Genomic DNA, 11,447 nt, shown 5'->3' with positions numbered 1-11,447 from the left:
CTGAAACCACGAACAACCCCATGTGCCACACATGGTGCGGTTGATTGTTTCATAGTGTTTCGGTGGTCATAGCGTGAGGGAAACGCCCGGTTACATTCCGAACCCGGAAGCTAAGCCTTACAGCGCCGATGGTACTGCAGGGGGGACCCTGTGGGAGAGTAGGACACCGCCGAACTCCTTTTAGAGCTCTGGCTCTTGGGCTGCAAAAGCCCAAGAGCCAGAGCTTTTTTGCGTTGAGGTAAGGTCAGGGGGCATCGTTGGTACGTTTTCCCACAGGAGGCCCCCGGGTGGAGGTCCAGGAGACCCGCGTTCAGACAGACCGGGTCCTCACCATCCCGAACATCCTCAGCATGGCGCGTCTCGTCGGCGTGCCCCTCTTCCTGTGGCTGATCCTCAGGCCGGAGTTCGGCGGCCCCAAGAGTGACGGCTGGGCGCTGCTGGTGCTCGCTCTGAGCGGCGTCAGCGACTATCTGGATGGCAAGCTGGCGAGGCGCTGGAACCAGATCAGCAGCCTCGGCCGGCTTCTCGACCCCGCGGCCGACCGGCTGTACATTCTCTCGACCCTCGTCGGCCTCACCTGGCGGGAGATCCTGCCGCTCTGGTTGACCGCCGCACTGCTGGCGCGTGAGCTGGTTCTGCTGGTGATGGTCGGCATCCTCCGGCGGCACGGCTATCCGCCGCCGCAGGTGAACTTCCTTGGGAAGGCTGCGACCTTCAACCTCATGTACGCCTTCCCGTTGCTGCTGCTCAGTGACGGTACTGGCTGGCTCTCGTCACTCGCTGCTATTTTCGGATGGGCGTTCGCCGGATGGGGTACAACCCTCTATTGGTGGGCAGGAGTCCTCTACGTGGTCCAAGTCCGCCGTCTCGTTCGTGCGGACGCTGTGGCCGATTGAGCTCGCCGATTGGTGCGGTCGCAACGGCGCGATGGCCCGCACGGGAAAAGTGCGGGACAATTCGGACGGGTGAAGTCGGCTAGACCGTCGTCTCTTGTAGGAGGACGCTTCCGACATGAAGGCCGTCGTGATGGCCGGCGGCGAAGGCACGCGCCTTCGCCCTATGACCTCGAGCATGCCCAAGCCGCTCCTGCCGGTGGCCAACCGGCCGATCATGGAGCACGTTCTGCGGCTGCTCAAAAGGCATGGTCTCAACGAGACCGTCGTCACCGTGCAGTTCCTGGCCTCGCTGGTCAAGAACTACTTCGGTGACGGCGAAGAGCTCGGAATGGAGCTCACCTATGCCAACGAGGAGAAGCCTCTCGGTACCGCGGGAAGCGTCAAGAACGCCGAAGAGGCGTTGAAGGACGACACCTTCCTCGTCATCTCCGGTGACGCTCTGACCGACTTCGACCTCACGGACCTGATCAACTTCCACAAGGAAAAGGGTGCGCTGGTCACGGTCTGCCTGACGCGGGTGCCGAATCCCCTGGAATTCGGCATCACCATCGTCGATGAGGAAGGCAAGGTCGAGCGCTTCCTGGAGAAGCCGACCTGGGGCCAGGTTTTCTCGGACACGGTGAACACCGGCATCTATGTGATGGAGCCGGAGGTCTTCGACTACGTCGAGGCCGATGTGCCCGTCGACTGGTCCGGGGACGTCTTCCCGCAGCTGATGAAGGAAGGCAAGCCGATCTACGGCTACGTCGCCGAAGGCTACTGGGAGGACGTCGGCACCCACGAGAGCTACGTGAAGGCGCAGGCCGACGTCCTGGAGGGCAAGGTCGACGTCGACATCGACGGCTTCGAGATCTCCCCCGGTGTATGGGTGGCCGAGGGCGCCGAGGTGCATCCCGACGCCGTTCTGCGGGGCCCGCTCTACATCGGCGACTACGCCAAGGTGGAGGCCGGTGCCGAAATCCGCGAACACACCGTCGTCGGGTCCAACGTCGTCGTCAAGAGCGGTGCCTTCCTGCACAAGGCCGTGGTGCACGACAACGTGTACGTCGGACCGCACAGCAATCTCCGCGGATGCGTCGTCGGCAAGAACACCGACATCATGCGAGCCGCACGCATCGAGGACGGTGCGGTCATCGGGGACGAGTGCCTGGTCGGTGAAGAATCGATCGTCCAGGGCAATGTGCGGGTCTATCCGTTCAAGACGATCGAGGCCGGTGCCTTCGTCAACACCTCGGTCATCTGGGAGTCCAGGGGACAAGCGCACCTCTTCGGCGCCCGTGGCGTCTCCGGCATCCTGAACGTCGAGATCACGCCCGAACTCGCGGTGCGACTGGCCGGCGCGTATGCCACCACGCTGAAGAAGGGCGCGACGGTCACCACGGCCCGCGACCACTCCCGGGGTGCCCGTGCGCTGAAGCGGGCGGTGATCTCCGCGCTCCAGGCCAGCGCGATCGAGGTCCGGGATCTGGAGAACGTACCGCTGCCGGTGGCGCGGCAGCAGACCGCGCGGGGCAGTGCCGGCGGGATCATGATCCGGACGACGCCCGGGGTGCCGGACTCCGTGGACATCATGTTCTTCGACAGCCAGGGCGCGGACCTGTCGCAGGCCAGTCAGCGCAAGCTCGACCGGGTCTTCGCGCGACAGGAGTACCGGCGGGCGTTCCCGGGCGAGATCGGAGACCTGCACTTCCCGGCGAGCGTGTTCGACTCCTACACCGGGTCGCTGCTGCGGAACGTCGACACGACCGGGATCGCCGAGTCCGGGCTGAAGGTCGTCGTCGACGCGTCGAACGGCAGCGCGGGCCTGGTGCTGCCGAGCCTGCTCGGCAAGCTCGGGGTGGACTCCCTGACCATCAACCCGGGCCTGGACGAGTCCAGGCCGACCGAGTCCGCGGAGTCGCGGCGCAAGGGGCTGGTGCGGCTCGGCGAGATCGTCGCGTCCGCGCGAGCGGCGTTCGGTGTGCGGTTCGACCCCGTAGGCGAGCGGCTCTCGCTGGTCGACGAGAAGGGGCGGATCGTCGAGGACGACCGGGCGCTGCTCGTGATGCTCGACCTGGTGGCCGCCGAGCGGCGCAGCGGGCGGGTGGCTCTGCCGGTCACCACCACGCGGATCGCGGAGCAGGTGGCGGCGTACCACGGGACGCAGGTGGAGTGGACCACCACCTCGCCGGACGACCTGACCCGGGTCGGGGCCGAGGAGTCGACGATCTTCGGCGGTGACGGCAAGGGCGGCTTCATCGTTCCGGAGTTCAGCAGTGTCTTCGACGGCACGGCGGCCTTCGTCCGGCTGATCGGGCTCGTCGCCCGGACCCAGCTCACCCTGAGCCAGATCGACGCGCGGATTCCGCGGGCGCACGTCCTCAAGCGGGACCTCGCGACTCCGTGGGCCGTCAAGGGTCTGGTCATGCGGCGGGTCGTCGAGGCGGCCGGAGACCGCTTCGTGGACACCACGGACGGCGTGCGCGTGGTGGAGGCCGACGGGCGCTGGGTGATGGTGCTGCCCGACCCGGCGGAGGCGGTCACCCACCTGTGGGCCGAGGGGCCGGACGACGCGTCCGCGCAGGCCCTGCTCGACGAGTGGTCGGCGGTCGTGGACAGCGCCGGCCGGTAGAACGCCCCGTACGCGCGCGTGCCGGACAAGCGTCCCGCAAGGGGCCTGTCCGGCACGCCGGTGGGGCCATTCGGAGGTACCGGGCGCGACGTGCGACGATGTGCGGCATGCCGCAGGAGCCCCCCGTTCGAAGCACGTCCACGCGCCCGTATGCGCGTCCGGACGCGTCCATGTCGCTGCTCACCAATGTCATGGACCACAGCCTCGACGACGGCTACGCCGAGGCGGCGGCGCGGAAGAGAGCCGCGGGGGACAGGGGGATGCCCAGGACCCTCCGGGCCAGGCTGGGGCTTGCCGCCGGTCTGGTCCTGGCGGCCCTCGTGGTCACCGTCGGCGCGGCGCAGGCACGCGTGGCCGCTCCCGCTCTGGCGAAGGAGCGCGAGGAGCTGATCGACCGCATCGACCGGGAGACCGAGGCCGCGGACGAGCTGGAGAGCGACGTCGACGAGCTGCGGACCGAGGTCGACGCGCGCCGGCGGGCCGCGCTCAGGCAGAGCGGTGGCAGCGACCGCATGGAGCTGATGGGCATCCTGTCGGGCGCCACAGAGGTGCACGGGCCGGGGGTGAAGCTCGTCGTCGACGACGCCGAGGACTCCGGTGCCGGCGGTGACGCCGACCCACGCGGGACCTCCAGCTTCTCCGACACCGGTCGGGTGCGTGACCGGGACATGCAGCGAGTGGTCAACGGCCTGTGGGAGTCGGGCGCGGAAGCCGTCTCGATCAACGGGCAGCGGCTGACCGCGCTGTCGGCGATCAGGGCCGCGGGCGACGCCATACTGGTCGACAACCGGCCGCTGGTACCGCCGTACACGGTGCTCGCGGTGGGGGACGGCAACAACCTGAGCACCCGGTTCCAGAACAGCGCCGACGGGCTGTATCTGCATGCCCTCCAAGAGAACTTCGGCATCCGGACCGCCATCTCCGCGGAGGACGATCTGCGGCTTCCGGCCGCGCCGAGCGTGATCGTGCGCACCGCGCGGCCGAGCACCGAGTCAGCACAGCCGAGAACTGAGAAAGGCACATCGTGATCGCCGTACTGGGCCTCGTCGTGGGAGTCGTGGCCGGCCTGTTGGTCCGGCCCGAGGTTCCGGCGGTCGTCGAGCCTTATCTGCCGATCGCCGTGGTGGCGGCACTCGACGCCGTCTTCGGTGGTCTGCGGGCCATGCTCGACGGCATCTTCGACGACAAGGTCTTCGTGGTCTCGTTCCTGTCGAACGTGGTCGTCGCCGCGCTGATCGTGTTCCTGGGCGACAAGTTGGGCGTGGGCGCCCAGCTGTCCACCGGTGTCGTGGTCGTGCTCGGCATCCGGATCTTCTCCAACGCCGCGGCGATCCGCCGGCACGTGTTCCGGGCGTGAGGCCGATGAGCAATCTGGACGAAACAGGCGGGAACCGGCTGCGCAGGGAGCTGCCCGAGGAAGTGCCGGCGGCTGTGCCGCAGGCCGGCGAGCCGGAGAGCACGGCCGAGCCGGTGCTGACCGGCCGGCAGAGGCTGGTGAAGGGACTGTGGCCGCCGCGCGTCACCCGGGCCCAACTCATCGTGGCGGTACTGCTGTTCGGGCTGGGCTTCGGGCTGGCCGTGCAGGTCGCGTCGAACAGCGACGGCGACGACGCCCTGCGCGGCGCGCGTCAGGAGGATCTGGTCCGCATCCTCGATGAACTCGACGACCGCACGCAGCGTCTTGAAGACGAGAAGCAGGGGCTCGAGAAACAGCGGGACGAGCTGGAGAACAGCTCGAACCAGGCCGAGGAGGCCCGTCGGCAGACGATCGAGAAGGAAAGGCAACTCGGCGTCCTGGCGGGCACGGTGGCCGCGGAGGGCCCTGGCATCACCATGACCATCGAGGACACGAAGGGGACGGTCGAGGCGGACATGCTGCTCGACGCCATCCAGGAACTGCGCGCCGCGGGCGCGGAGGCGATCCAGGTGAACGGCGTCCGGGTGGTCGCCGGCACCTACCTCACGGATTCCGGCGAAAGCGTGAGCGTCGACGGGAACAAGATCAACGCGCCCTATCGTTTCAAGGTCATCGGCAAGCCGCAGGACCTCGAACCGGCACTGAACATCCCTGGAGGCGTGGTGCAGACGCTTGAGAAGGAGCAGGCCACCGTGACCGTCGAGCGGTCCGACAAGATCGTCGTGGACGCCTTGCGGGCCGCGAAGCGACCTGACTACGCTCGGTCGTCCTCCCGGTGAACCGCCGGTGCATGGCGGACTTCCGGCGGGGGCATGAGGTTGCGGGGGGTCGACGCACCGATTGGGTGGTGCGTGGTGGAAACTGTCTGGTGGACACGGACGTTGTGAGGATGTCCGGCTCGACCAGTGTGTGCAATCAGGGTTCGTCCTGCCCCACGGGCGGGTCTGTTTCGGTCAAGGGGAATCGCCCGTGAAGTTGTTTGCGAAGTTGTTCGGCAAGAGCGCACGAGAGGGCCGCGACAGCAACGCGACCGCTCGCCATCGCGCACAGCCTGACGCGGAGGGCCAGCGCCCGCTCTTCAGGGACCAGGTGGCTGGTCCGGGCGGTGACATTCCGGGAGGTCAGGGCGCGTCGTCTGTTGACCCTGCCCAGTCCGGCGGCATAGGTTTCGGGCAACCGTCAACCTCAAGTACGGGTGGAGGGTTTTCCCCCGGCCCGTACGCGTCCAATGCCCCGGCGGGGCAGCCGCGGCAGGAGGATCCGTCCATGTCGGTCCTGGTGTGTACGAGGTGCGGTAACCGCAACGCGGAGAGCAGCCGCTTCTGTTCGAACTGCGGCGCGCCGCTGCGGGCGGGCGCGACGCCGGAGCGTCCGTCGGAGACGACCTCCACGATCTCCATCAGCGGTCTGGAGGCCTACGACGCCGAGGCCACCGGTCAGACGCCGATGCCGACGCTCTCCCCGGAGGCGCAGGCCGCCGTCGACGCGCTGCCTCTCGGCTCCGCGCTGCTGGTGGTGCGCCGCGGGCCGAACTCGGGAAGCCGGTTCCTGCTGGACAGCGACCTGACCACGGCCGGCCGTCATCCGCAGAGCGACATCTTCCTGGACGACGTCACCGTCTCCAGGCGGCATGTGGAGTTCCGGCGCAGCCCGGACGGCTCGTTCACGGTGGCCGACGTGGGCAGCCTGAACGGCACGTACGTCAACCGGGAGCGGATCGACCAGGTTGCTCTGTCGAACGGTGACGAGGTGCAGATCGGCAAGTACCGACTGGTGTTCCACGCCAGCCGGCAGGGCATCTGACCCTCCCCCAGGCGCAGCCCGGGGGAACCCCAGGGAAGGTCCATGCTTCAAACACCGAGCGGCGGTGCCGGCCACGGTACCGCCGCCGCGGACAGTGGGCTGATGAGCATCGGCACGGTGCTGAACGTGCTGCGCGAGGAGTTCCCCGAGGTCACGATCTCCAAGATCCGTTTCCTGGAGTCCGAGGGACTGATCGAACCGCAGCGGACCCCGTCGGGGTACCGCAAGTTCAGCGCCGGTGACGTCGAGCGTCTCGGCCTCGTCCTGAGAATGCAGCGGGACCACTATCTGCCGCTCAAGGTGATCCGCGAGCACCTCGACGCGGTGGAGCGCGGTGAGGAGGTACGACTCCCCACGCTCGGCAGGCAGCGTGACGGCGAGACCGTGCCGGAACAGGCCGAAGGGCCCACTGCGGCCCGGATCGGGCGGGCTCAGCTGCTCGACGCCGCCGGGATCGACGAGCGCCAGCTGGCCGAGTGGGAGGCGTACGGCCTCATCTCGGCCCTGGCGGACGGGGTGTACGACGCGGAGACCGTCACCGTGGCGACCCTGGTGGCGGAGCTGGGGCGGTTCGGGATCGAGCCGCGCCACCTGCGGCTGATGAAGGCCGCCGCCGACCGGGAGGCCGGGCTGGTGGACCAGGTGGTGGCTCCGCTCAAGCGCCACCGCAACCCGCAGACCCGGGCACTCGCCGAGGCGCGGACCAAGGAACTGGCGGGGCTCACCGTGAAGCTGCACGCGGCGCTGGTGCGGACCGCGCTCGGGGTTCGGCTGCCCTGAGCAACCGGGTGCCACCCCGCGCTCCGAGCTGCGGGTCGCCGCCCCGAGGGTGGCACGGGCAGGGGGCGCCGGGGGCTGTCCGACGGGGCGCGGGCGGCCGGATCGGGCGCCTGATACCGGCCCGACTACCCAAACATCCCGAGCACGGCCTAGGGTTGCTGTGTGAACGAGCTCGATGTCGTAGGTGTCCGGGTGGAAATGCCCTCCAACCAGCCGATCGTGCTCCTGCGTGAAGTGGGAGGCGACCGTTACCTCCCCATCTGGATCGGGCCGGGGGAGGCGACGGCGATCGCTTTCGCCCAGCAGGGCATGGCCCCCGCGCGGCCGCTGACCCACGACCTGTTCAAGGACGTGCTGGAGGCCGTCGGCCAGGAGCTCACCGAAGTGCGCATCACGGACCTGCGTGAAGGCGTCTTCTACGCGGAGCTGGTCTTTGCCAGCGGAGTCGAGGTGAGCGCCCGTCCTTCCGATGCCATAGCGCTGGCCCTGCGCACCGGCACGCCGATCTTCGGCAGTGACGGGGTGCTGGACGACGCCGGTATCGCGATTCCGGACGAGCAGGAGGACGAGGTGGAGAAGTTCCGCGAGTTCCTCGACCAGATCTCGCCCGAGGACTTCGGCACCAGCAGCCAGTGAGGCGGGGCGCGGTCCGGTGGCTCTTGGGCCTGCCGGACCGCGCGCCCCGTGACCGCACGCCGTCGGCACGGCCGACGGCGTGTGTGAGCGTCCTGCGGCTCCCGCCGAGAGCATTCGGCTAGCCTTTCCCCGCGGTGGGGTACGGGAAACCACTCTTAGGGTGATTATCACTCGGCGTGCCGAGTGTGGCGATCGTTGACGCACCCCTGGTGACTGCCTACCGTCGAGAAGGCAGGTCAAGGACGGAGGTCGGCGTGAGAAGCAGCGGCGACGGTACGGCTGGGGGTGTCCCCGGACGCGGTCTCGGGGAGCGCGGTCCGTATCCGCTTCACGGCAGGGCGGCCGATCGCACTCCGCAGCGGCCTACGGCGGTGCCCGACGGCGAGGGGGCGGAGTCCCAGGCGACCGAGGAGGTCGGTTATCGCGGCCCGACGGCCTGCGCGGCCGCCGGCATCACCTATCGGCAACTGGACTACTGGGCGCGCACGGGCCTGGTCGAGCCGAGCGTGCGACCCGCGTACGGGTCCGGGACCCAGCGGCTCTACAGCTTCCGGGACGTCGTCGTCCTGAAGATCGTCAAGCGGTTCCTCGACACCGGGGTGTCCCTGCAGAACATCCGCACCGCGGTTCAGCATCTCCGGGAACGCGGTTTCCGTGATCTCGAGCGTATGACGCTGATGAGTGACGGTGCGACGGTGTACGAGTGCACCTCGCCCGACGAGGTCCACGCGCTGCTCCAGGGCGGTCAGGGCATCTTCGGGATCGCGGTGGGCGTGGTGTGGCGGGACGTCGAGAACGCGCTGTCCCAGCTGCACGGGGAGCGCATCGACACGGGGGAGACGCTGGTCGGGCAGAACCCGGCCGATGAGCTGGCACGGCGGCGCAACCGCGCGGTCTGAGGGGTCGGAGGGGCGGTCGCAGGCGGCGAGCCGGGAATGACCCGGCGGTCCATGGTGACGGGCAGCGGATCACACGATCCCCAAGCGCTTTCCGAGGCGTGCGGCCGCATTGTCAGTGGTGTGGTGCAGCATCGGAGATGTGAGAACCGTGCCCACGATCCTGCATCTCGACATGGATGCCTTCTTCGCCTCGGTGGAGCAGGCGTCGAAGCCGAGCCTGCGGGGAAAGGCCGTCATCGTGGGCGGGCTCGGACCCAGGGGAGTGGTCGCCACCGCCTCGTACGAGGCCCGGGTCTTCGGGGTGCACTCGGCGATGCCCATGGCACAGGCGCGGCGGCTGGCGCCGAACGCCGCGTATCTGGTGCCGCGCTTCGGCCTGTACCGGTCGATCAGCGAGCAGGTGATGGAACTGCTCGGATCGCTGTCGCCGCTGGTGGAGCCGTTGAGCCTCGACGAGGCGTTCGTGGACCTCGAGGCCGGGGGCACGGCCTGGGACGAGGAGTCGGCGCGGCTCGCGGGAAGGCAGCTGCGCGCGGACATCCGCGCGGTGACCGGACTGACCGGTTCGGTGGGGCTGGCGGCGTCCAAGATGCTCGCGAAGATCGCGTCCGAGCAGGCCAAGCCGGACGGGCTGGTGCTGATCGAGCCGGGGACGGAGCGGGCGCTGCTCGGGCCGATGCCGGTGCGGACGCTGCCCGGCGTGGGCCCGGCGACGGGGGACCATCTGCGGCGGGCCGGGATCACCACGGTCGGCGAACTCGCCGAGGCGGGGGAGGACGAGCTGGTGCGCCTGCTCGGCAAGGCACACGGGCACTCGCTCTACGCCATGGCGCTGGCCCGGGACGAGCGGCCTGTGGTGGCCGAGCGGGAGGCGAAGTCGGTGTCCGTGGAGGACACCTACGACGTGGACATCCACGACCGGACCCGGGTCGGCCTGGAGGTGCAGCGGCTGGCGGACCGGTGCGTGCGGCGGCTGCGGGGCGCAGGGCTGTCGGGGCGGACCATCGTGCTGAAGGTGCGCCGGTACGACTTCTCGACGCTGACCCGCTCCGAGACGCTGCGCGGGCCCACGGACGACCCGGCGGTGGTGCGGGAGGCCGCGGCGCGGCTGCTGGAGTCGGTGGACACCACGGGCGGGGTCCGGCTGCTCGGGGTCGGCGTCACCGGCCTCGCGGACTACACGCAGGAAGACCTGTTCGCGCAGGCGGCGGGAGAACGGGAGGACGGGCCCCTCGAGGCCCGGGCCGAGGAACGGGCACCGGCGGAGACCGAGCCGGCCGAGCGGCACTGGTCGGCGGGGCATGACGTGGTGCACGCCGAGTACGGGCACGGCTGGGTGCAGGGCAGCGGGCTGGGCCGGGTGACCGTGCGGTTCGAGACGCCGGATTCCGAGCCGGGCCGGGTGCGGACGTTCCGGACCGACGATCCGGCGCTGGAGCCGGCGGAGCCGCTGCCGTTGGTGCGGCGAAGACCTGGGGAACGCGGGGGGTCGGGGGGACCGAGCGATTCCCGTGATCACCGTGGTCCGGCTGATCTCGGTGATTTCGGGGGCCTTGGCGGTCGGGATGGTTCCGGTGGTGGAGGTCCGGGGAGGTCCGGGAGCCGTGGCAGTCCCGGCGTGCCCGGCGAGCCGGGTGGTCTCAAGAAGGTGGGCGGCGCCGGCGGTCCGGGCGGCGCCGACGGTCCTGGCGGCGCCGACGGTCCGGGCATGTCCGGAGGCTCTGTCGGCCCCGTGAGGCTCGGTGGTCTCGGAGGGCCGGGCGGCGCGCGCGGCCTGGGCGGGTTCGACGGCCCCGGCGGTTCCGGCAGTGCGGGCGTTCCCGGCGGTCCCGGCAGCAGCCCTGTGGGTCCTGGTGGTCTCGAAGATCCGGGCGGGCGTTGAGGCAGCGGTGGTCCGGGCGGTCCTCGAAGGCGGGGTGGTCTGGGGTACCTGTAGGCCGTGACAGCGCCGAAGGTCCGGTGGAGGCCCGAGTCCGGGTGGTCCGGGCGGCCCTGGCAACCCAGTAGGCCGTAGCAGCCCCGTAGGTCTTGGTGAGGTTGAGGTGCAGGTGGGGCAGAGACCGCGGTGGCACCGGCCGACGGGCCTGACGAAGCCGTTGGCCCCACCGCCCGGCGGGCCTGGCGGATCGGCGAGCCCTGGCAATCCCGTATGCCGTGGCGCTCCCGCACGCCGTGGCGCCCTAGGTCGTGTCCGCAAAGTCCCGTCTGCCCCGCGACGCCTGGCACGCACTCTCGCCGCGCCGGGCGAAGCCCCAAGTACATCCAGTACGAGGGACTCCGCCCGGCGCGCCGAGAGCACGCACCAGACGCCGCGGGGCCCGCCCTTCGGGCGGACGACGGGACTTTGCGGACACGACCTAGGGAGTTCGGCCCGGCCGTCGGGATGCGTCGGTCAGGCCCGCGAC

Annotated in this window: 9 protein-coding genes, 1 rRNA gene and 1 pseudogene; all 11 read left to right on the top strand. The window is 69.7% G+C overall.

The genetic code is table 11. The features are described from left to right. Positions 1-58 precede the first annotated feature (58 nt). Positions 59-175, top strand: a 5S ribosomal RNA gene (gene rrf, locus CCN42_RS17365). Between the two features lie 112 nt (positions 176-287). Continuing rightward, on the top strand, positions 288-896 hold the full coding sequence (clsA, locus tag CCN42_RS17360) for a cardiolipin synthase ClsA (protein ID WP_086171750.1): 609 nt from the start codon (positions 288-290) through the stop codon (positions 894-896). A gap of 115 nt (positions 897-1,011) precedes the next feature. Then, positions 1,012-3,507: a mannose-1-phosphate guanyltransferase gene (locus tag CCN42_RS17355; RefSeq protein WP_086736789.1), complete on the top strand. Its 2,496-nt coding sequence runs from the start codon at positions 1,012-1,014 to the stop codon at positions 3,505-3,507. A 98-nt stretch (positions 3,508-3,605) separates the two neighbouring features. Continuing rightward, the gene (locus CCN42_RS17350) at positions 3,606-4,535 is read left to right on the top strand and encodes a DUF881 domain-containing protein (RefSeq protein WP_086736787.1); all 930 of its coding nucleotides are present in this window, start codon (positions 3,606-3,608) and stop codon (positions 4,533-4,535) included. Beyond that, positions 4,532-4,864 (top strand): small basic family protein, encoded by a 333-nt coding sequence (locus CCN42_RS17345; protein WP_003988855.1) that lies wholly within the window; start codon positions 4,532-4,534, stop codon positions 4,862-4,864. Before CCN42_RS17350 ends, CCN42_RS17345 begins: the two co-directional genes overlap by 4 nt. A gap of 5 nt (positions 4,865-4,869) precedes the next feature. Next, complete coding sequence (locus tag CCN42_RS17340; protein ID WP_086736785.1) at positions 4,870-5,703, top strand: DUF881 domain-containing protein; 834 nt, start codon at positions 4,870-4,872, stop codon at positions 5,701-5,703. 61 nt (positions 5,704-5,764) lie between these two features. Further along, on the top strand, positions 5,765-6,727 hold the full coding sequence (locus CCN42_RS17335; protein WP_086736783.1) for a zinc-ribbon and FHA domain-containing protein: 963 nt from the start codon (positions 5,765-5,767) through the stop codon (positions 6,725-6,727). Positions 6,728-6,769: 42 nt separating this feature from the next. Continuing rightward, positions 6,770-7,507 (top strand): transcriptional regulator FtsR, encoded by a 738-nt coding sequence (gene ftsR, locus CCN42_RS17330; RefSeq protein WP_086736782.1) that lies wholly within the window; start codon positions 6,770-6,772, stop codon positions 7,505-7,507. A 162-nt stretch (positions 7,508-7,669) separates the two neighbouring features. Then, on the top strand, positions 7,670-8,143 hold the full coding sequence (locus CCN42_RS17325; RefSeq protein ID WP_028797289.1) for a bifunctional nuclease family protein: 474 nt from the start codon (positions 7,670-7,672) through the stop codon (positions 8,141-8,143). Positions 8,144-8,397: 254 nt separating this feature from the next. After that, positions 8,398-9,042 carry a MerR family transcriptional regulator gene (locus CCN42_RS17320; RefSeq protein WP_086171755.1) on the top strand — a complete coding sequence of 215 codons (645 nt, stop codon included), beginning with the start codon at positions 8,398-8,400 and terminating at the stop codon, positions 9,040-9,042. Between the two features lie 139 nt (positions 9,043-9,181). Continuing rightward, positions 9,182-10,627: pseudogene (locus CCN42_RS17315) on the top strand (DNA polymerase IV); the annotation flags it as partial. Positions 10,628-11,447 lie beyond the last annotated feature (820 nt).

Origin of the sequence: Streptomyces glaucescens, from assembly GCF_002154375.1 — a bacterium.
GTDB lineage: Bacteria > Actinomycetota > Actinomycetes > Streptomycetales > Streptomycetaceae > Streptomyces > Streptomyces glaucescens.
The sequence above is the reverse complement of the archived record's forward strand: the minus strand, read 5'-3'. Positions and strand labels throughout refer to the sequence as shown.

What these genes read in the sequence shown, in the direction of transcription:
- CCN42_RS17355 (WP_086736789.1), top strand. Translation starts at nt 1,012, where the DNA reads ATGAAGGCCGTCGTGATGGCCGGCGGCGAAGGCACGCGCCTTCGCCCT.
- CCN42_RS17350 (WP_086736787.1), top strand. Translation starts at nt 3,606, where the DNA reads ATGTGCGGCATGCCGCAGGAGCCCCCCGTTCGAAGCACGTCCACGCGC.
- CCN42_RS17340 (WP_086736785.1), top strand. Translation starts at nt 4,870, where the DNA reads ATGAGCAATCTGGACGAAACAGGCGGGAACCGGCTGCGCAGGGAGCTG.
- ftsR (WP_086736782.1), top strand. Translation starts at nt 6,770, where the DNA reads ATGCTTCAAACACCGAGCGGCGGTGCCGGCCACGGTACCGCCGCCGCG.